Origin of the sequence: Halococcus qingdaonensis (assembly GCF_024508235.1) — an archaeon.
In the GTDB taxonomy this organism is placed as follows: Archaea; Halobacteriota; Halobacteria; order Halobacteriales; family Halococcaceae; genus Halococcus; species Halococcus qingdaonensis.
Genome location: NZ_CP101943.1, coordinates 707,504 through 731,223 on the forward strand (window position 1 = coordinate 707,504; position 23,720 = coordinate 731,223).

At 65.6% G+C, this 23,720-nt stretch carries 27 protein-coding genes; 16 read left to right on the forward strand and 11 right to left on the reverse strand.

Annotated elements, in window-relative coordinates:
- Positions 1 to 55 precede the first annotated feature (55 nt).
- The 11 genes from NO363_RS03835 to NO363_RS03885 all read left to right on the forward strand — a co-directional run bounded on the left by NO363_RS03835 (position 56) and on the right by NO363_RS03885 (position 10,215).
- Positions 56 to 1,402 (forward strand): NAD(P)/FAD-dependent oxidoreductase, encoded by a 1,347-nt coding sequence (locus NO363_RS03835; protein ID WP_256687002.1) that lies wholly within the window; start codon positions 56 to 58, stop codon positions 1,400 to 1,402.
- A gap of 566 nt (positions 1,403 to 1,968) precedes the next feature.
- Positions 1,969 to 2,214 (forward strand): hypothetical protein, encoded by a 246-nt coding sequence (locus NO363_RS03840; protein WP_256687004.1) that lies wholly within the window; start codon positions 1,969 to 1,971, stop codon positions 2,212 to 2,214.
- The gene (locus tag NO363_RS03845; protein WP_256687006.1) at positions 2,211 to 2,477 is read left to right on the forward strand and encodes a hypothetical protein; all 267 of its coding nucleotides are present in this window, start codon (positions 2,211 to 2,213) and stop codon (positions 2,475 to 2,477) included. The genes NO363_RS03840 and NO363_RS03845 overlap by 4 nt, the downstream gene beginning before the upstream one ends.
- An 89-nt stretch (positions 2,478 to 2,566) precedes the next feature.
- The gene (locus tag NO363_RS03850) at positions 2,567 to 2,779 is read left to right on the forward strand and encodes a hypothetical protein (protein ID WP_256687008.1); all 213 of its coding nucleotides are present in this window, start codon (positions 2,567 to 2,569) and stop codon (positions 2,777 to 2,779) included.
- 42 nt (positions 2,780 to 2,821) lie between these two features.
- Positions 2,822 to 4,102 (forward strand): histidinol dehydrogenase, encoded by a 1,281-nt coding sequence (gene hisD, locus NO363_RS03855; RefSeq protein ID WP_256687010.1) that lies wholly within the window; start codon positions 2,822 to 2,824, stop codon positions 4,100 to 4,102.
- Positions 4,103 to 4,230: 128 nt separating this feature from the next.
- Entirely contained in the window at positions 4,231 to 4,503 is a 273-nt protein-coding gene (locus tag NO363_RS03860) for an NADH-quinone oxidoreductase subunit J (protein ID WP_004054773.1), read from the forward strand.
- Positions 4,500 to 4,910 carry an NADH-quinone oxidoreductase subunit J gene (locus NO363_RS03865; RefSeq protein WP_256687013.1) on the forward strand — a complete coding sequence of 137 codons (411 nt, stop codon included), beginning with the start codon at positions 4,500 to 4,502 and terminating at the stop codon, positions 4,908 to 4,910. The genes NO363_RS03860 and NO363_RS03865 overlap by 4 nt, the downstream gene beginning before the upstream one ends.
- Complete coding sequence (gene nuoK / locus NO363_RS03870; protein WP_004054770.1) at positions 4,910 to 5,212, forward strand: NADH-quinone oxidoreductase subunit NuoK; 303 nt, start codon at positions 4,910 to 4,912, stop codon at positions 5,210 to 5,212. The genes NO363_RS03865 and nuoK overlap by 1 nt, the downstream gene beginning before the upstream one ends.
- Positions 5,213 to 5,214: 2 nt before the next feature.
- The gene (gene nuoL / locus NO363_RS03875; protein ID WP_256687015.1) at positions 5,215 to 7,215 is read left to right on the forward strand and encodes an NADH-quinone oxidoreductase subunit L; all 2,001 of its coding nucleotides are present in this window, start codon (positions 5,215 to 5,217) and stop codon (positions 7,213 to 7,215) included.
- Complete coding sequence (locus NO363_RS03880) at positions 7,216 to 8,739, forward strand: complex I subunit 4 family protein (RefSeq protein ID WP_004054765.1); 1,524 nt, start codon at positions 7,216 to 7,218, stop codon at positions 8,737 to 8,739.
- Positions 8,740 to 10,215 (forward strand): NADH-quinone oxidoreductase subunit N, encoded by a 1,476-nt coding sequence (locus NO363_RS03885; RefSeq protein ID WP_256687017.1) that lies wholly within the window; start codon positions 8,740 to 8,742, stop codon positions 10,213 to 10,215.
- A 144-nt stretch (positions 10,216 to 10,359) separates the two neighbouring features.
- Here NO363_RS03885 and NO363_RS03890 read toward each other — a convergent pair whose 3' ends face one another.
- The 3 genes from NO363_RS03890 to NO363_RS03900 all read right to left on the reverse strand — a co-directional run bounded on the left by NO363_RS03890 (position 10,360) and on the right by NO363_RS03900 (position 12,670).
- Positions 10,360 to 10,722 (reverse strand): HesB/IscA family protein, encoded by a 363-nt coding sequence (locus NO363_RS03890; protein ID WP_256687019.1) that lies wholly within the window; start codon positions 10,720 to 10,722, stop codon positions 10,360 to 10,362.
- A gap of 91 nt (positions 10,723 to 10,813) precedes the next feature.
- Positions 10,814 to 11,710 carry an arginase gene (gene rocF, locus NO363_RS03895; RefSeq protein ID WP_256687020.1) on the reverse strand — a complete coding sequence of 299 codons (897 nt, stop codon included), beginning with the start codon at positions 11,708 to 11,710 and terminating at the stop codon, positions 10,814 to 10,816.
- A gap of 42 nt (positions 11,711 to 11,752) precedes the next feature.
- Complete coding sequence (locus tag NO363_RS03900; RefSeq protein ID WP_256687022.1) at positions 11,753 to 12,670, reverse strand: NAD-dependent epimerase/dehydratase family protein; 918 nt, start codon at positions 12,668 to 12,670, stop codon at positions 11,753 to 11,755.
- 135 nt (positions 12,671 to 12,805) lie between these two features.
- Between NO363_RS03900 and NO363_RS03905 the strand changes: the two genes are divergently transcribed.
- The 3 genes from NO363_RS03905 to NO363_RS03915 are packed head-to-tail and all read left to right on the forward strand — an operon-like array spanning position 12,806 to position 14,862.
- The gene (locus NO363_RS03905; protein ID WP_256687023.1) at positions 12,806 to 13,330 is read left to right on the forward strand and encodes an Rrf2 family transcriptional regulator; all 525 of its coding nucleotides are present in this window, start codon (positions 12,806 to 12,808) and stop codon (positions 13,328 to 13,330) included.
- A gap of 38 nt (positions 13,331 to 13,368) precedes the next feature.
- Positions 13,369 to 13,881: an NUDIX hydrolase gene (locus tag NO363_RS03910; RefSeq protein ID WP_256687024.1), complete on the forward strand. Its 513-nt coding sequence runs from the start codon at positions 13,369 to 13,371 to the stop codon at positions 13,879 to 13,881.
- A 24-nt stretch (positions 13,882 to 13,905) separates the two neighbouring features.
- Positions 13,906 to 14,862: an alpha/beta fold hydrolase gene (locus NO363_RS03915; RefSeq protein ID WP_256687025.1), complete on the forward strand. Its 957-nt coding sequence runs from the start codon at positions 13,906 to 13,908 to the stop codon at positions 14,860 to 14,862.
- Here the strand turns inward: NO363_RS03915 and mce are convergent.
- The 3 genes from mce to NO363_RS03930 are packed head-to-tail and all read right to left on the reverse strand — an operon-like array spanning position 14,859 to position 17,539.
- Positions 14,859 to 15,242 (reverse strand): methylmalonyl-CoA epimerase, encoded by a 384-nt coding sequence (gene mce, locus NO363_RS03920; protein WP_256687027.1) that lies wholly within the window; start codon positions 15,240 to 15,242, stop codon positions 14,859 to 14,861. The two genes, NO363_RS03915 and mce, sit on opposite strands and share 4 nt — an antisense overlap.
- Positions 15,239 to 16,921 (reverse strand): acyl-CoA mutase large subunit family protein, encoded by a 1,683-nt coding sequence (locus tag NO363_RS03925; protein WP_256687029.1) that lies wholly within the window; start codon positions 16,919 to 16,921, stop codon positions 15,239 to 15,241. Before NO363_RS03925 ends, mce begins: the two co-directional genes overlap by 4 nt.
- Positions 16,922 to 16,960: 39 nt before the next feature.
- Positions 16,961 to 17,539, reverse strand: coding sequence for a GNAT family N-acetyltransferase (locus tag NO363_RS03930; RefSeq protein ID WP_256687031.1), 579 nt, complete (start codon positions 17,537 to 17,539; stop codon positions 16,961 to 16,963).
- 129 nt (positions 17,540 to 17,668) lie between these two features.
- Here NO363_RS03930 and NO363_RS03935 point away from each other — a divergent pair, with 129 nt between their 5' ends.
- The gene (locus tag NO363_RS03935; RefSeq protein WP_256687032.1) at positions 17,669 to 19,675 is read left to right on the forward strand and encodes an AMP-binding protein; all 2,007 of its coding nucleotides are present in this window, start codon (positions 17,669 to 17,671) and stop codon (positions 19,673 to 19,675) included.
- Positions 19,676 to 19,737: 62 nt separating this feature from the next.
- On the forward strand, positions 19,738 to 20,163 hold the full coding sequence (locus NO363_RS03940) for a DUF5799 family protein (protein WP_256687033.1): 426 nt from the start codon (positions 19,738 to 19,740) through the stop codon (positions 20,161 to 20,163).
- Here the strand turns inward: NO363_RS03940 and NO363_RS03945 are convergent.
- From NO363_RS03945 to NO363_RS03965, 5 genes are read right to left on the reverse strand one after another with little or no spacing between them, the layout of a single operon-like run.
- Positions 20,160 to 20,306, reverse strand: a complete 147-nt coding sequence (locus tag NO363_RS03945) for a DUF7557 family protein (protein WP_007742638.1) — start codon at positions 20,304 to 20,306, stop codon at positions 20,160 to 20,162. The genes NO363_RS03940 and NO363_RS03945 overlap by 4 nt on opposite strands.
- Before the next feature lie 39 nt (positions 20,307 to 20,345).
- The gene (locus tag NO363_RS03950; RefSeq protein WP_256687036.1) at positions 20,346 to 21,320 is read right to left on the reverse strand and encodes an isocitrate/isopropylmalate dehydrogenase family protein; all 975 of its coding nucleotides are present in this window, start codon (positions 21,318 to 21,320) and stop codon (positions 20,346 to 20,348) included.
- Positions 21,313 to 21,924, reverse strand: a complete 612-nt coding sequence (leuD, locus tag NO363_RS03955) for a 3-isopropylmalate dehydratase small subunit (RefSeq protein WP_256687039.1) — start codon at positions 21,922 to 21,924, stop codon at positions 21,313 to 21,315. The genes NO363_RS03950 and leuD overlap by 8 nt, the downstream gene beginning before the upstream one ends.
- Entirely contained in the window at positions 21,921 to 23,342 is a 1,422-nt protein-coding gene (gene leuC / locus NO363_RS03960; protein ID WP_256687041.1) for a 3-isopropylmalate dehydratase large subunit, read from the reverse strand. Before leuC ends, leuD begins: the two co-directional genes overlap by 4 nt.
- Positions 23,339 to 23,713 (reverse strand): DUF7989 family protein, encoded by a 375-nt coding sequence (locus NO363_RS03965; protein WP_256687042.1) that lies wholly within the window; start codon positions 23,711 to 23,713, stop codon positions 23,339 to 23,341. The genes leuC and NO363_RS03965 overlap by 4 nt, the downstream gene beginning before the upstream one ends.
- Between the last annotated feature and the right edge of the window lie 7 nt (positions 23,714 to 23,720).

Here is a 23,720-nt window from a genome sequence, read left to right on the forward strand (position 1 = left end):
TCTGGCGGCGACCGCCGAGCGGGAGACCTTTATTCGCGGCGCTGGCCGGAACCGTATGGAGCGGATTGACGTGGCGGTCGTCGGTGGCGGTCCGGCAGGCAGCTCGGCCGGGCAGGCGGCGGCCCGACAGGGTGCCGAGACGGTCGTGTTCGAGAAGGGTGTCCCACGCGAGGACCGTGCAGGGTTGGGGCCGGACTCGACCGACGCCGCGGGGATGCTCGACTACTGGGTCGATCTGATGGATCTTCCCGAAGCGATCCCCGACGACGTGATCCTTCGCGAACTGAACGGGGCGACCTTCGCCGGCCCCACCGAACGCCTCACGATCCGGGACACCGGTATGGGCAGTTCGTATCCCGATTTCGGCTTCACCTTCCATCGTGCGCGCTTCGACGACTGGCTACGCGAGCGCTGCGAGACCGCTGGCGCGGGCTATCGTGTCGGCACGAGCATCAGGGACGTCGACATCGGCCGTCGCGGAACCCACACGCTCACGCTACGCGACGGCACCGAGATCGAGACCGACTATCTGATCCTCGCCGACGGGCCACAGCGGACGGTCACTCGCGGGGTGCTCGGCGAGTTCGTCGCCGAGCAGCGACTGCAAAACCTCGCCTCGAACCGCGCGAACCACATCGCCTATCAGGAGTACCGCGAGTTCCCGCCCGAACTGTTCGACGAGGACCTCCTCAAATTCTGGTGGGGATCGATGCCCGGCCACACGGCCTACCCGTGGGTGTTCCCGAACGACGGCTGTGTGGCGCGCGTCGGCCTGACGATGCCCATCGGGCTCGATATCGACGAGGTGCAAAATCCAGAGACTTATCGACTGCTCGAACCCGACGACGAGACCGTCCCATCAGGTAGAACGTACGTCGAGCGACTGCTTGCTACCGAGTATCCCGACTACGATCTCGACGACTTCCCTCTGGTCGAGGATCGGGGCAAGAGCGGCGGGACCGAGACCTACCCGATCTCCTCGACGCGCCCGATCGACTCGCCGACCGGTGCGAACGTCGCCATCGTCGGCGGTGCGATGGGCGCGACCTCGGCCTTCCACGAGGGTGGCGACCACGTGGCCGTGCGCACCGGCAAGATCGCCGGCTCGCTGGCTGGCGCGGGCACGCTCGACGCCTACAACCGCGAGTGGAAGCGCGCGGTCGGCGACGAGATCCTGCGGAACGTCTCGATGGCCGACGTCGTTACCGGCTTCGAGCCCGACGACTGGGACGACGCCTTCCGATCGGTCGATCGGATGCTCGACGACGGTCGTCTCAGCGCACTCCGGATGCCGTTTTCCGGTCGCGCCGGGCTCTCGGTGCTCGCACGATACAGCAAGGCGAAGTTCGGCTACCGCAACGACGGCTACGTCCAGCTCCGCGAGTCGGAGTACGCCGTCTGAGTCACGGACGGTTTATACTCGCGGTCCGTATCGCGACCGCACGCCGTAGTCCTCGCCCGAGTACGTCCACACGGACGCGATGACGCGCGGCGAACCCCGGCGTGCGACACAGGTCGTGTGATACACGACCGAACGTGGAGCCGGTGTCGACCGGCGACACGGGTTGCGCCATGCGCAACCGAACGCGAGGCCGGCACACGCCGGCCGCGGATGGTCGCCGACGACCCGCCCGGCATAGGGTTTCCCGGCCGAGACGGCACACCGCCCGCGATGAGGCCGGCCGTTAGTGTTCCGGGCGACAGTCCACTCGATCGAGCCCACGCTCCGTGCAACGAGCGCAGCCTCAACGAGTCGGTGACGCTGACGGATGAGACGCCAACTGAAAACCCGTTTTCGTGCTGCCAGATCGACGGATTCGACCGTACAACCCCCGATCGACGAGCTACAGATCGGTATATCTGTGGGCTGTTTGCCGATTGGCGGATCGAGCGACAGAGGCGCTCTGTACGCTACTGATCGGGTGTACGGAGGTTTTAACCCTGTCCGACCCGACAGTTCATTTGCAAATGCTCGACGAAATACGGCGTGCGAACCGGGACACGCGCGCTCAATACGCCCTCATGGCCGTCTTCGGCGCGCTGTGCATCCTCGCCGCGTTCGCACCGCTCCAGGAGTCGATTCGAATCACGACCGTCGGGACGCTCTTCGGGTTCACCGCCGGGCTCTGGGTCTCGCATCTGTTGCAGGTGGTCCAGAGCGCCGCCGAGGCGAACCGCAACGGAACCGATCCGTCGACCCCGGAATCACAATGAGCGAGTCGGAACCCTCCCACGGCACCGACAGTGGCGGCGAACTGAACCGGTTCTCGGAGGACGTCGAGGCGCTGACCGGCCGGAACCCCAATATGGGATCGTTCCTCCTCACCGTCGGGAGCGTCACCTGTGTGTTCATCGCACTGTTCCAGTTCACGCTGCCGAGCTCGGTCGGCTTTCTCCTCACCGGCGGGGTGCTCATCATCACCGTTCTCAGCGGTGTCTTCGCGCTGATCCTCGACACGTTGGGCTACTTCGGATAGTCGGTACGACGATGGCGGGGTGACGACCGTGAGCCGAGTAGCCCGGCCCTGTCGCGCATTTATGTTCGTAACCCCCATAGCACGGGTACATGGATCGCAACGGTTTCGTGAAACTCTCGCTTCTCGCCTTCGGGCTGATCCTGGTGAGTTTCCTGCTCCTCGGTTTCTCGCGGCTCGTCCTGCCCTACCGCACGGCGCGCGTTCTCGCCGCACCGACGACCCTGCTTGGATTCGGGCTGGTCTGCTATCTCCTCGTGCGAGCTATGCTGTCGAAACTCCGTCTCGTCGAGATCGAGGACTGAGAGACCACAAACCGTTTTCGCACCGGCCCCCGAGTCGCTCGCATGGACGTCACCACCGTTGCGGATCTCCCGCCCGACCGGCGGCGGGCGCTGTTCCATCGTGATGCCGGCATCGACGCGATCGCCGGCGATGTCGCCGACATCGTCGAGCGCGTGCGCGAAGAGGGCGACGTGGCGCTGCGTGAGTACGCCGAGGAGTTCGACGACACGACCGTCGGCACGATCGACGTGACCGACACCGCCGAGCGCGCTTACGACGAGATCGACGACGATCTCAGAGAGGCCATCGAGACCGCCGCCGACAACATCGAGGAGTTCCACGAGCGCCAACTGCCCGACGACTGGCGGGAGGATTTCGACGGTCGCGAGCTCGGACGGCGCTACCGACCGATCGAGCGCGTCGGTGCGTACGTCCCCGGCGGCGGGGCGGCCTACCCCTCCAGCGCGCTGATGACGGTCGTTCCGGCCACCGTCGCCGGTGTCGAGCAGGTGGCGGTCGCGACGCCGCCGGCCGACGAGCTCAGCCCCGCGACGCTCGCGGCGCTGCACGTCGCCGGCGCGGATGCGATCCACCAGGTCGGGGGTGCACAGGCGATCGCCGCGCTCGCCTACGGCACCGAGACGGTCTCGCCGGTCGAGAAGATCGTCGGCCCCGGCAACCGGTGGGTGACGGCCGCCAAAGCCGCCGTCAGGAACGACTGCGCCATCGACTTCCTCGCGGGGCCGAGCGAGATCTGCGTGCTCGCCGACGACTCGGCCGATCCGCAATTCGTCGCGGCCGACCTCGTCGCGCAGGCCGAGCACGACCCCGCGGCGTCGGTCGTCGCCATCACCGACGACGAGGAACTCGCCGAGAACATCGTCACGGCCGTCGATCGACAGGCCGAGGGACGCGAGCGCGAGGAAACCATCCGCGAGGCGCTCGACAACGACGCCAGCGGCGTGTTCGTCGCCCGCTCGATGCCCGAGGCGGTCCTCTTCTGTGAGGAGTACGCCGCCGAGCACCTCTCGATTCAGGCTGCCGACGACGAAGCGCTGCTCGATCGGATCAGCAATGCGGGCAGCGTTTTCCTCGGTCCGTACAGTCCGGTGGCAGCGGGCGATTATGCCGCTGGACCGAATCACGTACTGCCGACCGAGGGCCACGCGCGCACCACGGGCGGGCTGTCGGTCGAGACGTTCCTCCGATCGACGACGGTCCAGCGGCTCTCGTCGGATGCGCTCGATGCGCTCGGCGACACGGTGACGACGCTCGCCGAGGCCGAGGGGCTGGAGGCTCACGCCGAGAGCGTCCGGGTTCGCGATCGATCGGCGTCCGAGTAACGATCATGTTCGTTGCCGAGCGTTCGGGCCTGTTTGGACCGGAGCCAGCGGCTGCAGCCGGTACGGGCGTCGTCCGCTAACGGGCGGGTCTCGAAACCTTCAAACACTATCCCATATGAGGTGGCACAATGGCAGCATTACCGTACGAGACGGCCGCGTTTGCGCTGTTCGCGCTCGTCACCATCGCGGGTGCTTTCGGCGTCGTCCTCATGGAGGACGTCTGGCACTCGGCGCTCATGCTCGGGGTGACGCTGTTGAGCGTCGCCATCCACTACGTGATGATGAGTGCCGAGTTCCTCGCCGCGATGCAGATACTCGTCTACGTCGGCGGGGTGCTCATCCTCATCACCTTCGCCGTCATGCTGACACGGGTTGACGATCCGAAGGAGGCAGTGTCGTGACCACCCGTCCGCGCCTGCGGCTCGGCAGCCATCTCCTCCCCGGGCTCATCGCGGTTGCGCTGTTCGTCGTCTTCGCCGCCGTCTTCCTGACGAGTTCGTTCGACGCCCCCGCGGGCTTTCCCGGCGGCGGCTCGGTGACGGCGTCGATCGGCTACGCGCTGTTCAGTCTCGACGGCGGCGCGTATCCCAGCGAGGGCTTTCTGATCGCCTTCGAGATCATCGATCTGGCGCTCGTGGCGGCGCTCGCGGCCGCGGTGATGCTCGCGAAAACTGAAGAAAACGGTCATATCGCCGGTGCGCTGCGGTTCGTCTCGCCCGACCACGACGCCGACGACGAATCCGAAACCGACACCGAGACCGCTGCCAGGGCCGATGGTGGCCGTGACGTCGAGGAGGACGGTCGCTGATGGTCCCCGTCCAGTACTATCTTCTCCTGTCGGCAGGGCTGTTCTGCGTCGGTCTGTTCGGCATCCTCACCCGCCGCAACGCGCTCGTCTTCCTGATGAGCGTCGAGATCATGCTCACCGCCGCCAACATCAACTTCGTTGCCTTTTCGTTCCAGCACGGGAATCTCACCGGACAGGTGTTCAGTTTGTTCACGATCGCACTCGCCGCGGCGGAAGTCGCGGTCGGCATCGGCATCGTCCTCGTCCTCTACCGCAATTTCCGCGGCGTGGACGTGACTGAAGCAGCGACAATGAGGTGGTAACGATGGTGGCATTCGACTACGCGCCGGCGATCGCGCTCCTGCCCTTCGCCTCGTTCGTTATCGCGCTCTTCGCGGGCAAGTACATGCCCAAACGCGGCGCGTTCGCGGGCATCCTCGCCACCGGTGGCTCGCTCGTGCTCTCGATCTGGATGGCGTTCACGGTGGCCGGCGGCGAAACCTACAACGAAGAACTCTACACGTTCGTCTCACCGGAAGCGTTCGATCTCCATCTCGGGATTCTCGTCGATCCGCTTGCAGCTCTCATGCTCGTCATCGTCTCGCTCGTGGCCTTCCTCGTCCACATTTTCAGCCTCGGCTATATGAACGACGAGGGCGAGACCGGCCTGCCGCGCTACTACGCCGGACTCGGGCTGTTCACCGCGAGCATGCTCGGCTTCGTCCTGGCCGACAACCTGTTCATGGCGTTCATGTTCTTCGAGATGGTCGGCCTCTGCTCGTGGCTGCTCATCGGCTTCTGGTTCCGTGACGACGCACCGCCGAGCGCCGCGAAGAAGGCCTTCCTGGTCACTCGTTTCGGCGACTACTTCTTCCTCGTCGGCGTCGTCGGGATCTTCGTCACGTTCTCGACGGCGACGTTCGCCGGCTCGGAGAGCTTCGTCACGCTCGCCGAGGAGGCGCTCGCCGGCAACGCGGGCGCGGTCAACACCTTCGGCTTCGAGCCGCAGACCTGGTTCGCGATCCTCGGGCTGCTCGTGCTCGGCGGCGTCATCGGTAAATCCGCCCAGTTCCCGCTGCACACGTGGCTGCCCGACGCGATGGAGGGCCCGACGCCCGTGTCGGCGCTCATCCACGCCGCGACGATGGTCGCCGCCGGTGTCTATCTCGTCGCACGTATGTACGGCTTCTACGCGCTCCTCCCCACCGTGCTCGCGATCATCGCGTTCATCGGCGGGTTCACCGCGCTGTTCGCCGCGACGATGGCGGTCGTCAAACGCGAGATCAAGCAGGTGCTCGCCTACTCGACGATCAGCCAGTACGGTTACATGATGCTCGGGCTCGGCGTCGGCGGCTACGTCGCCGCGACCTTCCACCTGATGACCCACGCCTTCTTCAAGGCGCTGCTGTTCCTCGGTGCGGGGTCGGTCATCATCGCCATGCACCACAACGAGGACATGTGGGATATGGGCGGGCTAAAGGATCGGATGCCCGTCACCTACTACACCTTCCTCGCCGGCTCGCTCGCGCTCGCGGGCATCTTCCCGTTTGCGGGCTTCTGGTCGAAGGACGAGGTGCTCTACGAGGCGCTCGTCCACGGGCTCAACGACCCGCTCCTGCTCGGCGCGTACGCGATGGGGCTGCTCGCCGTGCTCTTCACCGGGTTCTACACCTTCCGGATGGTCCTCCTGACCTTCCACGGCGAGCCACGCAGCGACACCGCCAGAAACCCCCACGGCGTCGGCTGGAACGTCAAGCTTCCGCTGGCCGTGCTGGGTGTGCTTGCGGTCGTCGCCGGCTTCATCAACATGGTGCCGGTGGCCGAGCTCACGGGGGCGAACATCGAGTTCCTCCACAAGTGGCTCGAACACGGTATCACGGGCGTCACCTCCGAACACTACGGTGAACTGCTCCACGACGTCGCGGGCTATCAGGCGGCCGAGCTCTCGCCGCTGCTCCCCGCCGTGGTCTCGCTGGGGCTCGCACTTGCCGGTGCGGGACTGGCGTACACGCTTTACAGCGGTGGCTCGCCGGAGCCACACACCGACCGACTCGGCAGCATCAAAACGCTACTCATGAGCAACTACTACCAAGACGAGTATCAAGTCTGGCTGGCGGACGCGACCACGCGGGTCGCGCGTGCGGCCGATACGTTCGACCAAGGAGTCATCGACGGCGTCGTCAACGGCGTTTCGAGCGTGAGCCTGTTCTCGGGCAGTCGCATCAAGCGCGTTCAAACTGGGGTCGTCACCAACTACGCGGCGCTGCTCTCGCTCGGGCTGGTCGCGCTGCTGGTGGTCTTCGGCCTGCTCGGGGGGTGGTTCTGAATGATCATCGAACTCCTGCTCGCGTTCTGTCTCATCGGTGCGGTCGTGGTGTTCGTCCTGCCCGACGAGTACGCGCCGGTCGGCGCGCTCACCGCGAGCCTGTTCCCGCTCGTGACGAGTTTCGTCATGTGGTTCGGCTTCGACGGCTCGGGCAACGCCTTCCTCGAAGGCGGACAGCTCGCCTACGAGACGATGGTTCAGTGGATATCACTGGGTCCGTACGCCATCAACTGGCACGTCGGCGTCGACGGTATCAGCATGCCGCTGGTCGTTCTCGCCACGGTGCTGACGACGCTCGCGATCCTGACGGCGTGGACGCCGATCGACGAGCGGCGCTCGCAGTTCTACGGACTCATGCTGCTGCTCGAAGCGGGCCTGCTCGGCGTGTTCGTCGCGCTCGACTTCTTCGCGTGGCTCGTCTTCTGGGAGGTCGTGCTGGTCCCGATGTACATGCTCATCGGCGTCTGGGGCGGCCCGCGGCGCAAGTACGCCGCCGTGAAGTTCTTCGTCTACACCAACCTCGCGACGCTGGTGATGTTCCTCGGATTCATGGCGCTCGTGTTCGGGCTCGGTGACTCGGTGTCGACCCTCGACATGCCGGCGATCACACAGGCGATCCGCGCCGGCGAGCTCGGCTCGCTCGCGGGTATCGCGCCGGGGACGATCAAGAGCGTGGCCTTCGTCGCCATGTTCGCCGGCTTCGCGGTCAAGGTGCCGATCGTGCCGGTCCACACGTGGCTGCCCGACGCTCACGTCGAGGCCCCGACGCCAGCTTCGGTGATGCTGGCTGGCGCACTCCTGAAGATGGGCACCTACGCACTGCTGCGATTCAACTTCACGATGCTGCCGGACGTCGCGGCCGATTTCGCCCCGTTCATCGCGCTGCTGGCGGTCGTCTCGGTCATCTACGGTGCGATGTTGGCGCTCGCCCAGCAGGACCTGAAACGGATCGTCGCCTACTCGTCGATCTCGTCGATGGGCTTCGTCATCCTGGGGCTGGTCGCCTACACCGAGTACGGCCTCGGCGGGGCGACCTTCCAGATGCTCTCACACGGCCTGCTCTCGGGCCTGCTGTTCGCCTGCGTCGGCGTCATCTACAACACGACGCACACGCGGATGGTCGGGGACATGTCCGGGCTCGCCGATCGCATGCCCGTCACCACCGGGATGTTCGTCGCCGGATCGTTCGGCTACATGGGGCTGCCGTTCATGGCCGGCTTCATGGGTGAGTACTTCATCTTCCAGGGCTCGTTCGCCGCCGACTTCGCCGGCTCGATGGTGTTCACGGCGGTCGCGATGTTCGGCATCGTCATCGTCGCGGGCTACTTCCTCTACGCGATGCAGCGGACGCTGTTCGGCGAGTACCGCCTCGAAACCGACTACACGGTCGGGCGGGCGGCCGTCCACGACATCGTGCCGCTGGCGGTGCTGGTCGTACTCGTCATCGTGCTCGGCACCGCGCCGAACATCTTCTTCGACATGATCACCGATGCGGTCGGGCCGATGCTGGGAGGTGGGCTGTAGATGGCACCCCTCCCCGATTGGACGGCGGCCGCACCGGCCATCCTGCTCGGGCTGACGGCGATCGCACTGCTGATCATCGACAGCATCAGTCCGCGCTCGAAGAACCGAAACCTGCTTGCGGGCACGACGCTCGTGGGGACGCTGGCGGCGCTCGCGGCGGCGGTCGGACTGCTCGTCACCGGGACGGGCACGAACGGTGGCGTCGCCATCTACGGCGGCCAGATCGTCGTCGACGGGATGAGCCTGTTCTTCACGATCATCTTCACGAGCGTCGCGGCGCTCGTCACGCTCGCGAGCTACGACTACCTCGCCGGTGAGACCGAACAGGCCGAATACTACGCGCTCGTGATGCTCGCGACGACCGGGATGGCGATGATGGCCTCTGCCGGCAGTCTCGCGCTCGTCTTCGTGAGTTTCGAGCTGCTTTCGCTGCCCTCCTACGCGCTCGTCGCGTTCCTGAAGGACAATCGTGGTAGCGTCGAGGCCAGTCTGAAATATCTCCTCGTCGGCGCGCTGTCGTCGGCGATCCTGCTCTACGGCATCAGCCTCATCTACGGCGTCACCGGCGGGCTGTCGTTCGAGACGATCGCCGCGAACATCCAGAACAGCGGTCTCACGGGTATGCTCGGCATCGGCGTGCTGATGGTGCTCGGCGGGTTCGCGTTCAAGACCGCGAGTGTGCCGTTCCACTTCTGGGCACCGGAGGCCTACGAGGGCGCTCCGGGACCGATCTCAGCGTTCCTCTCCTCGGCGTCGAAGGCCGCCGGGTTCGTCGTCGCCTTCCGCGTCTTCACCGTCGCGTTCGGGCTCGACATCGTCTCCAGCGTCGACTGGGTGCTCGCCTTCCAGGTGCTCGCGATCGTCACGATGACGCTCGGTAACTTCGCCGCCGCGACACAGGACAACGTCAAGCGGATGCTCGCGTACTCCTCGGTCGGCCAGGCGGGCTACGTGCTCATCGGACTGGCCGCCCTCGGTGGCGGGCAGGACGCGCTCGTGTTGGGCATGAGTATGACCCACCTGCTGGTCTACGGGTTCATGAACACCGGGGCCTTCCTGTTCATCGCGCTCGCCGAACACTGGGACATCGGCCGGACGTTCGCCGACTACAACGGACTCGGTTCGCAGGCACCGATCGCCTGTGCCGCGATGTCGGTGTTCATGCTGAGCCTCGCCGGCATCCCGCTCGGCGGCGGGTTCCTCTCGAAGTACTTCCTGTTCGGCGCGGCTGTCGGCGCGGGCTTCTGGTGGCTCGCGGCCATCGCGATCGTCAACAGCGTGCTCTCGCTGTACTACTATCTGCGCGTGGTGCGCGCGATGTGGTTCGAGGAGTCGAACGGCGATCGCACGATCGAGGGCTACCCGCTCGGTCTCTACACTGCCGTCATCGCCGCCGCAGTCGTCACGGTGCTGCTGATCCCGGCGTTCAACTTCGTCGCCGATCCGGCGGTCGACGCGGCTGCGGCACTGTTCTAACTCGACTGCTGCTTTCGATTCGTTCTGTTCTCATCGTGTCACCAGCGGCGGCTGTGCGGTGCGGGCCTGGTGTCTCGACGAGTGAAACGAGTCGGCTCAGGAGAGTGGTTCGCCGGAGGCGAATCCGAGGAGCGAAAAAGCGATTTACGTGCGGAAGGACTCCCCGCAGCCGCACTCGCTGACGACGTTCGGGTTTTCGACGTGGAAGCCGGCACCCTGGAGGCCGCCTTCGAAGTCGAGCTGGCTGCCGCCGATGTAGTTCATGCTCGCGGGGTCGACGAACACGCGGAGCTCGTGGTGTTCGTACACTTCGTCGTCGGGTTCGGGTTCGGTGTCGAAGCGCATTCCGTAGGAGAGACCGGCGCAGCCACCCTGTTGGACGAACAGGCGGAGGCCGGCGATATCGGTATCCATCCCTTCGCCGTCGAGGAGGTCGAGCGCCTGCTCGGCGGCGGTTTCCGAGACCTCGATTTCGGGTGTCGCGTCGGCGGTCTCTGCCGTGCTCATGCGTATGGATTCGTCGCCAGGTGGTTAACGGTGACGGCGATCCCGGTGAGTAGCGGTCGCAGTGAGTGGGGTGGCGGTTGCGGTGAGCGTGCTACAGCACGCGCTTGCCGAGCGCGCTCGCGGCGAGTTCGGTGGCGAGCTCGGCGGTCTCGTTGTGCGAGTCCAGGATCGGGTTCACTTCGACGACTTCGAGCGAGCGCAGCGCGTCGTCGTGGTCGGCGACCAGTTCCATCGCCGAGTGGGCTTCGCGGTAGGTGACGCCGCCTCTGACGGGGGTGCCCACGCCGGGTGCGTGTGAGGGGTCGAGCCAGTCCATGTCGAGGCTCACGTGGATGCCATCGACGCCGTCGGTGGCGACCGTGAGCGCTTCCTCGGTGACGTCGACGACGCCGCGCTCGTCGATATCGGACATCGTGTAGGCGGTCACGTCGCTGTCGCGGATGCGCTCGCGTTCGGGCTCGTCGACGCTGCGCAGGCCGACGAGCGCGACGTTCTCCTCGGAGAGCGTCGGAGATGTTGCCCACGGCATATCGCTGAAATCGCCGAAACCGAGCGCGGCCGCCAGCGGCATGCCGTGGACGTTGCCCGAGGGGGTTGTCGCAGGCGTGTTGATGTCGCTGTGGGCGTCGAACCAGACCGCGCCGATTTCCGCTTCGCGGGCGGCCCCGGCGAGCGTGCCGATGGCGATCGAGTGATCGCCGCCGAGGACGAGCGGGAGTGCGCCGTCGGCGAGTGTATCGTCGACCTCGTCGGCGAGTCGCGTACAGATCCCCTCGACCTCGGGGAGATATTTGGCGTTCGTCGCCGCCCGCTCGGGGTCTCGCTCCTCGGCGTGTGGCACCGTGAGGTCGCCCCTGTCGATCGTCGAGCGGTCGATCTCGTCGAGCGTTGCCGACAGTCCCGCGTAGCGTATCGCCGACGGACCCATGTCGACACCGCGCCGGTCGGCACCGAGATCCATCGGGACGCCGATAGTCCGGATCGTCATGGTGGGGGCTGCGAGGGGCCGATATAAAAGTCGCTGTATCGGCTACTGATACTGTTCGCAGACGCGCCGGAGTCCTTCCTCGAAGTCGATCGCGGGCTCCCAACCGGTTGCCTCCGTCATCTTCGTGGTGTCGGCCATCGTGTCGTGGACGTAGGCGTGCTCGGGGATCGGGTTCTCGACGTACTCCGGTTCGATCTCTGAGTCGAGTTCGTCGGTGAGGCGTTCGACGAGCGTGTTGATGGTGTGGCTCTCGCCCGTACCGAGATTGTAGATCCCGGTGAGGCGCTCCTCGGCGGCGCGTTCGAGCCCGCGAACGATGTCGTCGACGTGGGTGAAATCGCGCGTCTGTGTGCCGTCGCCGTAGATCACCGGCGACTCGCCGTTGGCGATGTCGTCGGCGAACTGCGCGATGAGGTTGGCGAACTCGCCTTTGTGCTCTTCGGCCCCGCCGTAGCCCTGATAGACCGAGAAGAAGCGGAGGCCGGCCATGTCCATGTCGTAGTAGTGGGCGAAGTATTCACCGTAGCGCTCGCGGGCGAGCTTCGAGGCCTCGTAGCCGGTGCGGGCTTTCACGTCCATCTCCTCGGGCGACGGTTCGGTTCGGTCGCCGTAGATCGACGAGGTCGAGGCGTAGACGACCCGTTCGCAGCCGTCGCTGCGCGCCTGCTCGACGGTGTTGACGAACCCCTCGACGTTGACCCGAGCGCCCTTCTGGGGGTCGTCCTCGTGCATCGGGCCCGACGAGAGCGCCGCGAGGTGGAAGACGACGTCGACGTCGGTCGGGAGGTCGTCGTCGAGAACGCTCGCTTCGACGTACTCCACATCTGAGTCGAGGTTCTCGGGCGTGCCGAGATAGCCGTCGTCGAGGGCGACGACGTCGTTGTCCGCCGCGAGGTGGTTCGCGAGGTTCGAGCCGATAAAGCCCGCCCCGCCGGTGACGAGTACGCGATGTCCATCCATGCGTCAACTGCGTGTGCGGGAGGTCAAGTTTGTATCGGAAGGCGAATGCGTTCATCGCGGTGGATTCGATCGGCTCGTCCGGGCTGGGAAGCGGCAGCCGTCGGGTTTAAGGTGCGCTGTGACGAATAACACGATATGTCATCTATCGAACTCACCGATAGCCAGAAGAAGATCCTGCAGGAACTCGTCGACCTCTATCGCGAGAGCGAGAGCGCGGTCAAGGGCGAGGCCATCGCCGACATGGTCGACCGGAACCCGGGCACCATCCGCAACCAGATGCAGAGTCTGAAAGCACTCCAGCTCGTCGAGGGCGTCCCGGGGCCGAAGGGCGGCTACAAGCCCACGGCCAACGCCTACAGCGCGCTCGACATTCAGGAGATGGACGAGCCCGAATCCGTCCCGCTCAGTCACAACGGCGATATGGTCGAGAGCGCCAACGTACAGGAGATCGAGCTCCACAGCGTCCACCACCCCGAGAAATGTCGCGCGGAGATCCACATCCAGGGCTCCGTTCGGGATTTCCACGAGGGTGATACCGTCACCGTCGGCCCGACACCGAAATCGAGCCTCGCCATCACGGGCAAGGTCGATGGCGTGGTCGACACCGACAACACGATCATCCTCGACACGAAGACGATGGAAGCGCCCGCCGAGAACTGAACCGACCGCCAAGCAACTGGCCACGGCAAAACAGTCGGATGACGACCGAGGACGACGCCCGTCGGGTGGTCGACACCGAACTCGATCGACTGCACGAGCGCTTCGGTGCGTTCGACGTCACAGAGACGGCCGTCGAGAACGATCCCGGTTTCTACGAGCATGGTCTCGATCACGTCCGGCGAACGGGGATGCTCGCCGATGCTGGAGCACTCGTCCGTGATCGACGGGATCGAACACTGCTCGTTCGCCATCCTGCTGCACCCGAGACGTGGACGACACCGGGCGGTGGGTACGAAGCAGGAGACGGTTCGCTCGTAGCGACGGCGATCCGCGAAGTTCGAGAGGAAACCGCCGTTCGCTGTACGATAATGGACATCCGCTCGGCACGGATCAAGACCATCGAACACCGCGACGAGCAGCGGTCCTATCAGATGCTCACGGTGGCGTTCGTCGCCCGCGGTGAGGGCTTGGCATCCGCCGCAGGGGACGAAGAAATTCTCGAAGCACAGTGGTTCGCCGACCCGCCGGATGAATTCGGGAACAACGATTAACTGTTGCTCGTACGACGTGAGATCATGCAGAGCCCGCTCGCCACTCTCGTCGATCGTCTTTCCACGGGGCGTCGCACTGACGAACAGATCGACGCCGTCGAACGGACGATGCTCGACGTGGCACGCGAAATCCGGAAGACTCCATACACCATCGACTGCCGCGACGGGCGAGTGCTCGGCTACGCCGACTGTGGCGACCCGGCCGGTGATCCGGTGATCGTCTGCCACGGCTTCCCGAACTCACGGGTGTTCGGCGCGCTGTTCGATCGGATCGGCCGCGAGCGCGGGCTGCGGATCATCACTCCCGAGCGTCCCGGTCTCGGGCTCTCGGATCCACTGCCCGAGCGAACGGTCGCCGACTGGCCCGCCGACGTGGCCGATCTCGCCGATACCCTTGGACTCGATTCGTTCCCAGTGCTGGGTGTCTCCGGCGGTGCTCCCTACGCGGCCGCCTGCGCGGCGACACTCCCACGCGTCGATCGTGCGGCCATCGTCTGTGGGCTCGCACCGCTCGAATCGGTCGGTTTCGGCGATCGCCTTCCCTTTCTGCTGGCCGAACACGCCCGACCGCTGGCGACGCTCTCGCTGTGGGCCGATGGCCGAGCAGCCCGACGCGATCCCGAGGAGTACCTCGCCGCACAGGCAGACGAGACCGCCGACGTGGACGGCGAGCGCTGGCGCGGCGAGATGGGACGGGTGTTGCTCGAAAGCGGTCTGGAAGCGACGGCACACAATGGCTCCGGCCCGCTCGTCACCGATCTCGCTGTACCCGCTCGCGACTGGGGGTTCGATCCCGGAGCGATCGACGTGCCGACCTCGCTGTGGTACGGCAAGGCCGACCGGATCGTTTCGCTGTCGATGGCTATCCACTACACCGAATCGATCCCGACCGCCGAGGCTCACATCTACCCCGAGCAGGGCCATCTCTCGACCATCGACGAAAACGAGGAACGGATCTTCGACGCGCTCGCTGGCGATTAGTGTTCGACCATCTCGACGAGTATACCACCAGTCGACTTCGGATGGAGGAAGGCGACGTCGTGACCCCACGCGCCCGGTCGTGGCTCCTCGTCGATGAGTTCGACGCCTCGGTCGTCCATCCGGTCGAGCGCCTCTGCGATGTCGTCGGTCGCGAGCGCGAAGTGGTGGATGCCCGGTCCGTTCCGGTCGAGATAGCGCGCGATGGTACCCTCCTCGCGGGGTTCGAGCAACTCGAAGTAGCTCTCGCCGCAGTCGAGAAAGCGAACGGCCATCCCGTCGAAGCGCTCCTCGTGGACGACCGGCGTGTCGAACAGGTCGGCGTACAGTTCGGCGAGCCCGTCGGCGTCGTCGGTGGCGATGCCGGCGTGATCGAAGTTCACAGCGCGGCCCCGCCTTGGTGCTCGCCGAAGACATCGCGCATCGCGTCGGCGATCTCGCCGGTCGTGGCCTCGGCTTTCACCGCGTCGACGATGTACGGCATCAGGTTGTCGTCGCCCTCGGCCGCGTCGTGCAGCGCCGCGAGCGCGTCCTCGACCGGTCCGTCGTCGCGCTCGTCCTTGACGTCCTGGAGGCGCTCGCGCTGGCGCTGCTGGTCTTCTTCCGTGACTTCCTCGATATCGACTTCCGGCTCCTCGTCGACCTCGTACTCGTTGACGCCGACGATGACGCGCTCACCCTCGTCGATCTCGCGCTGGCGCTCGAAGGCGACGTCCTGGACCTCGCGCTGGACCCACTGATCCTCGATCGCCTGGAGCATCCCGCCCCGATCGTCGACCGAATCGAGGATGTCGAACGCTTCCTGTTCCAGCTCGTCGGTGAGGTTCTCGACGTAGTAGCTGCCCGCGAGCGGGTCGATCGTGTCGGCCGCGCCCGACTCGTGCGCGAGGATCTGCTGGGTGCGCAGCGCCGTGCGGACGCTCTCCTCGGTGGGGAGGGCGAGTGCCTCGTCCTTCCCGTTCGTGTGGAGGCTCTGGGTGCCGCCGAGAACGCCGGCGAGCGCCTGGTAGGCGACCCTGACGATGTTGTTGTCGATCTGCTGGGCGGTCAGCGTCGAGCCAGCAGTTTGTGTATGGAACTTGAGCTTCTTCGAGTCCGGATCGTCGGCGTCGAAGCGCTCGTCCATGATCTTCGCCCACATCCGGCGGGCAGCTCGGAACTTGGCGGCCTCCTCGAAGATGTTGTTGTACGAGGCGAAGAAAAAGGAGAGCTGCGGGGCGAACTCGTCGACCGCGAGGCCGGCATCGAGCGCGCGCTCGACGTACTCGATGCCGTCGCCGAGCGTGAAGGCGATCTCCTGGGCCGCCGACGCGCCGGCTTCGCGGATGTGATAGCCCGAGATCGAGATCGTGTTGAAGTTCGGCACCTCCGCCGCACAGAACTCGAAGATGTCGGTGATAATTCGCATCGAAGGCTCTGGCGGGTAGATGTAGGTGTTGCGCGCGACGTACTCCTTCAGCACGTCGTTCTGGATCGTCCCCCTGAGATTCTCGCGATCGACGCCCTGGCGGTCGCCGACGGCGATGTACATCGCCAGCAGGATCGACGCCGGCGCGTTGATCGTCATGCTCGTCGAGACGTCGTCGAGCGAGATGCCATCGAAGACCGTCTCCATGTCGTGGATCGAGTCGATCGCGACGCCCGACTTCCCGACCTCGCCGGCAGCCATCCCGTCGTCGGAGTCGTAGCCCATCTGTGTGGGGAGATCGAACGCCATCGAGAGCCCCGTCTGGCCCTCGTCGATGAGATAGCGGTAGCGCTCGTTGGTCTCCTCTGCGGTGCCCATGCCCGCGTACTGGCGCATCGTCCAGAGGCGACCGCGGTACATCGTCGGATACACCCCCCGGGTATAGGGCTCCTCGCCGGGAAAGCCGAACTCGTCGTCGTACTCGCGCTCGCCGACGTCGTCGGGCGTGTAGAGGCGGTCGACTTCGTGGCCGTCGGTGTCGGTAGTAAAGCTCTCCTTGCGTTCGCCGAAGCGATCGAGCGTCGGCCCGAGGGTGTCGTCCTCCCATTCCTCCTTCGCCGAGCGGATGTCGGCGAGATCGTCAGCATCGAACATGACTTCGCTGCGCGTCGAACGCCCTTAACCTTTGACGGCCTACCCCGTGTCGTACTTGTAGGTCGCGTTCTCGCTGTCGATACCGAAGTTCTCGGGCGTTTCCTCGGGTTCACCGTCGCCTTCCCCCACGGAGCTGGCGTGTTTGAACCGTTCACGCAGGGTTTCGGGCATCGAGAACGCGTCGGTGGCGAGCGCGAGCGGGACGGCGTCGGGGACGCTGCCGTCGCGTTTCTCGTCGAGTCGCGTTTCGAGCTTCGCGGGGAGTTCCTCGCGGTCGATCCGGTCGAAGCCGAACCGATCGAGATAGCGGGGCTGATCGGTGAGCGAATAGACCGTGTCGAACCCCTCGTCGCTCGCGCGGTCGACGAGGCGCTCGATGACGTGTGCACCGACGCCCTGGCCGCGCCAGCCCTCAAGGACGCCGATCCCGGTGAGTTCGCAGACGCGTTCGTCGGCACGATGGATGCGTATCCGACCGAAGCCGACCTTCTCGTTCCCGGATTCGTCGATGGCGATGACGTAATCGCGCGAGCGGAAGGCGGCGGCGTCGAGACTCATCGCCTCGATATGGTCCAGAAGCCAGACCTCCTCACGGTTTCTCGCGTTCCGGACGTACATACGGGCGATAGCCGCGGCGGATACAAAAAGGGTCGCTTAGGAAGAGAATCGGATGGTGTACGGGATCTCCGATTTCGAGAAACAGGGCGCAAAGATTCTTGTGGAATCCGCAGAAATAGCCACACCACGATGACAGCCGCTCCCGGCACCGACGAGATCGTCCACGAACCGTCCGAGGAGTTCGTCGAATCGACGAACGTCCGGGCGTTCATGCAGGAGTACGACATCGACGACTACGACGAGCTGATCGCGCGGACCTGCAACGAGGTCGACGGCGTCGAGCAGTCGGGCATCGACTGGTTCTGGGACGAACTCGTCGACTACCTCGACATCGAGTTCGACGAGGACTACGACCGCGTCCGCGACGATTCCGACGGGCCACAGTTCTCGGAGTGGTATCCCGGCGGGAAAATAAACGTCGCCCACAACACGCTCGACCGGTACGCCGAGGGTGATACGCGCGAGAAGACGGCGTGCCTCTGGGAGGGCGAACCGGGTGAGGTCCGCGAGATCAGTTTCGGCGAGTTGCACGCACAGGCGAATCGCGTCGCGAACGCCCTGGAGGAGCGCGGCATCGAGACCGGCGACACCGTCGGGCTGTACATGCCGATGGTACCCGAGGTGATCGCGATCCTGTACGGCTGTTTCAAGGTCGGTGCGATCGCCGTCCCGATCTTCTCGGGCTTCGGCGTCGACGCGACCGCCACACGGATCGCGGACGCCGAACCCACGGTGTTGTTCACCGGCGATGGGTTCTATCGTCGCGGTAGCGAGGTCCATCTGAAGGAGGCGGCCGACGACGCCATCGACGCGGCGGGCCACGTCGAGCACACCGTCGTCTTCGATCGACTCGGACGCATGCCGGATGACAGCGGGGAAGCGCCGTGGGACGACGCGCGCGACGAGACGTGGGACGAAGCGGTCGCGAGTCAGTCCGCCGAGTACGACACCAAGGAACTCGACGCCTCACAGGAGTCGATACTGCTCTACTCCTCGGGAACGACGGGGACCCCGAAGGGGATCGTCCACACGCACGCGGGCATCCTCATGCAGTGCGCGAAGGAGATCCACTTCGGCTTCGACCAGCAGGACGATGACCGCTTCTTCTGGGTGTCGGATATCGGCTGGATGATGGGGCCGTGGACGCTGATCGGCAACCACGCCTTCGGCGGGACGGTGGTGATGTACGAGGGCGCACCCGATCACCCCGAACCCGATCGGTTCTGGCGGATGATCGACGACCACGACGTCACGCAGTTCGGCATCTCGCCGACGGCCATCCGCGCGCTGCGCAAGCAGGGCGACGACTGGATCGACGGGCACGATCTCTCCAGTCTCAGACTGCTCGGCTCGACCGGCGAGCCCTGGGATCCCGAATCCTGGAACTGGTTCTACGAGAACGTCGGCAACGGCGAGACGCCGATCATCAACATCTCCGGCGGCACGGAGATCTGTGGCTGTTTCTTGATGCCGATGCCGATTCAGCCGCTCAAACCCTGTACGCTCGGCGGGCCCGGGATCGGCATGAACATCGACATCGTGAACGAGGAAGGCGAGAGCGTCGCCGACGAAAACGAACGCGGCTATCTCGTCGCGCGTGATTCGTGTCCCTCGATGACGAAATCGCTCTGGAGCGGCGACGACCGCTATCTCGACGAATACTGGTCGACCTTCGAGGATCCACCGCTCTGGAACCACGGCGACTGGGCCCAGAAGGACGAGGACGGGCTCTGGTTCCTCCACGGCCGCGCCGACGACGCGCTCAACGTCGCCGGCCGGAAAGTCGGGCCCGCCGAGGTCGAGGCCGCCGTCATCGACCACGACGACGCCAATCAGGCCGCCGCGGTCGGCGTCCCCGACGACACGACCGGGACGGCGGTGGTCGCCTACGTCGTTCTCGAAGATCATGCGGAGCCGTCGGACGGACTGCGCGAGGAACTGCGCGAGCAGGTCGGCGCGGAGCTCGGCAAGCCGTTCAAACCCCGCGAGGTGCTGTTCGTCGACGAGTTCCCGAAGACCCAGTCGGGGAAGATCATCCGCCGCGCCATCGCGTCGGTCTACCGGGGCGAGGAGCTCGGCGATATGGACTCCATCGAGAACCCCGACGCGCTTGACGCCGTCGAGCAGGCACAGTAGCAGCCCATTGCGATCTGCCGTGGCGCGGAAAGCCTGATACCATCGCTCGCGCAATCGCACTCATGAGCACGCGCCCATGGGAGGATCGCATCGTCGGCGACCGGATGACCGTCGATCAAGAGTTCACCGATACGGTCGAGAGTTCACAGTTCAGCCGCCAGCAATGGGGCCTCATCATGACGGCCGTCGAGTTCGATATCGAAAATCCGAGCGACGAGTCGGCCGCACTCGTCGCCGACACGGAGAAACTCCCGCACGTGATGGACGAGCTCGACGACATCGATGCGCGGAACCCGATGGCCGCGAGCGACGATTCGGGCGGTGGCATTCTCGACTCGCTCGGCGGACTGTTCGGCGGCGGTGACGACGATCACGACGAACAGCTCGCGGCGGCCGAGCGTCTCGCCGATCGCTATGCCGAGCAGTTACAGACCCATCTCGAAGAACAGGGCAAATGGGACGAGATCCGCGCTGCCGCGCGCGACTAGGGGCTGCCGCCGCGAAAGAGCGTCCGTTCCTCGGTCTCGTAGATGTTGATCAGTTCGGAGACGATCTCGTCGTAGGATTCCTCGTCGACGCGGAGTCTGTCGAGGCGATCGATCGTCTCCTCGTCGAGTGCTATCTCGGGCATTGATTCGTCGTGCGAGCGCGAACGGCTTAACCTCGGCGGTCAGAGCCGTGCTAGCAATCCACTCTCGATCTCCTCGGTGGTCGCCTCGCCACCGAGATCCGGCGTGTGCGGGCCGTCGGCGAGAACCTCCATCACCGCCGTCCGGATCCGTTCGGCCTCGTTGGCTCTCCCCAAGAACTCACAGCACATCGCGGCGCTCAGCACCGTCGCGACCGGGTTGGCGATCCCCTCGCCGGCGATGTCCGGCGCGCTCCCGTGGACTGGTTCGAACAGCGCGCGCTCGGGGCCGATGTTCGCGCTCGGCAGCAGTCCGAGTCCGCCGACGAGCCCGGCCGCCAGATCCGAGAGCACGTCGCCCGCGAGGTTGGGACAGATCACGACGCCGTAGTCAGCCGGGTTCATCACGAGATCGGTCGCCAACGCGTCCATCAGCTGGGTCTCGTGGTCGGCCGCCTTCTCCTCGGCCACCCGACCGGCAGTCTCGACGAACAGCCCGTCGGTCCGAGCCATCACGTTCGCCTTGTGCGCCACCGTCACGTCGTAGTCGTGCTCGGCGGCGTAGTCGAACCCGAACTCGGCGATCCGTCGCGAGGCGGGTTCGGTGATCACGCGGGTCAGCGTCCGCACCTCGTCGGTGAGATCGCTCTCGATGCCCGCGTAGACGCCCTCGGTGTTCTCGCGGACGAACACCAGGTCGGCATCGGGATGGAGTGCGTCGATGCCCGGATAGGCCCGCGCCGGGCGGACGTTCGCGAACGAGCCGACCGCGCTCCGGAGCGGGAGGATCACGTCCGCCGCGCTCTCGCCGGCCGCACCGAACAACGTCGCGTCGCTCGTCTCGGCCGCTCGTTTCGTCTCTCCTGGCAGCGGCTCGCCAGTTTCCTCCCGAACTCGATCGCCGGCATCGTACTCGGTGAACGCGAACTCGCCGACCTCGTCGAGCACCGACACCGCGACCGGGACGACCTCCTGGCCGATCCCGTCGCCCGGGATCACCGCGATCTCCTCAGTCATCGAGATAGGGGAGTCCGGCGGCCGTCTCTTCGACCGCACCCGAATTCGATTGCATCAATGCAGTCGTGTCCCAGACGCCGTCGACGAGCGCCCGGCGCTGGGCTTCGTCGACGGTGACGGTGGCCTCGTGATCGCCGTAGCGCACCGTCTCGTCGGCCACGTCGATCTCGATGTCGTCATCGGGGTTCGACTCGGTCCATGCCTGAATTTCGGAGACGGTCTCGTGATCGGCGGTCACGGTCGGGATCCCGAGCGCGAGACAGTTTCCGGCGAAGATCTCGGCGAAGCTCTCGCCGATGAGTGCGTCGATCCCCCAGCGCATGAGTGCCTGGGGCGCGTGCTCGCGCGAGGAGCCACAGCCGAAGTTGGCGTTGACGACCATCACCGAGGCGTCACGGAACCGCTCCTCGTTCATCGGATGGTCCTTCTCGTTGTCCTCGTCGTCGAACCGCTGGTCGAAGAAGGCGAACTCGCCGAGCCCGTCGAAGGTGATCACCTTCATGAACCGCGCCGGGATCACCTGATCGGTGTCGATGTCGTTGCCGCGAACCGGGATCCCGGTACCGGCGACGCGCTCGACGGTCTCGACGACCTCCTCGGTCATTGGACCGCCACCTCCGGCAGCTCGCGCACGTCGGTGACCTTTCCTGTCACTGCCGCCGCGGCGACCATCACCGGACTCATCAGCACAGTTCTACCCTCTTTCGAGCCCTGCCGCCCGACGAAGTTCCGGTTCGACGAGGAGGCACAGGCTTGATCGCCTTCCAGTTGATCCTCGTTCATCCCGAGACACATCGAACAGCCCGCACCGCGCCACTCGAAGCCTGCCTCGGTGAAGATTTCGTCGAGCCCCTCCGCCTCGGCGGCCTCCTTGACGCGCTGGCTGCCCGGGACGACCATCGCGCGAACGCTCGCATCGACTTCCCGCCCGTCGACGACGTCGGCGGCGGCCCGGAGATCGGGCAGTCGGGCGTTCGTACACGAACCCAGAAACGCCACGTCGATGTCGTAGCCCTGCATCGTTTCTCCGGGCTCGACGCGCATGTGCTCCTGAGAGCCCCGTGCGGTCTCCTGTTTGTCCGCCGGGAGCGCGTCGGGTTCGGGGATCGCTTCGGTCACGCCGATCCCTTGGCCCGGCGTCGTCCCCCACGTCACGACGGGTTCGATCTCGTCGCCGTCGATCGTGACGACGTCGTCGTACTCGGCGTCCGCGTCCGACGTGATCGACTCCCAGTACTCCTTGTGCGCCTCGAACTTCTCGGGGTCGTCACGGAAGGCATCCGTCTCGCGAAGCCACTCGTAGGTGGTCTCGTCGGGGTTGACGTAGCCCGCTCGCGCGCCGCCCTCGATCGACATGTTGCAGATGCTCATCCGTCCCTCCATGTCGAGCGACTCGATCGCCTCGCCAGCGTACTCGTAGACGTAGCCGACGCCGCCGTCGACGCCGAGCTTCCGGATGATGGTGAGGATGACGTCCTTCGCGCCCACATGACTATCGAGCTCGCCCGTGACCTCGATCTTCCGGACCTTCTTCTTCTCCATCGCCACCGTCTGGGTGGCGAGCACGTCGCGGATCTGCGAGGTACCGATACCGAACGCGAGCGCGCCGAAGGCTCCGTGCGTCGAGGTGTGCGAATCGCCACAGACGATCGTCGCCCCGGGCTCGGTGAGTCCCTGCTCCGGGCCGATGACGTGGACGATGCCCTGGTCGCCGCTGCTGGGATCGTCGAACTCGATTCCGGAGTCACGGACGTTCGCCTCCAGTTCGCTCATCATCTCTTCGGCGGCGTCGTCGGCGAACGGCCGCGACTGGTCCGCGGTCGGCACGATGTGGTCCACCGTCGCGTGGGTCAGGTCGGGATAGGCGACCTCCATGTCGCGCTCGCCGAGCATGCCGAACGCCTGCGGGCTCGTCACCTCGTGGATGAGGTGGAGGCCCACGAACAGCTGTGTCTGGCCCGTGGGCAGTTCGGTGACGGTGTGTTCGTCCCAGACCTTGTCGTAGAGCGTGCGCTCGCTCATCGGGCGTCGTCGCGGCCTTCGGTGCCACGCTCGAACACCCGATTGGGCTCGGCCTGCGTGGGCGGTTCGTGGTCGATGTCCTTCATCCGCTCCCCGTCGACCGGCTCGTCGGCATCGGCGTTTGCGTCCGTCTCCGCGTCTGTGGTCTCCTCGTGTCCGTCGCGCTCACTTCCGGAAGACGTTCCGTCTTCCGTCGTTCGAGAACCGTTGGTTCTCTCACCGCCGTCGGACCGCTCCGCGCTCCGACGAGGTTCGTGCTCACTTCGTTCGCTCTCACCGCCGTCGGCCGCGACGGTCGGCCCACGCCGATAGACCACGGCGTCGCCGAACGGTCGTCCGGTGTCGGGATGGGTGTGGTCGACCGTGCTCATCGTCGTC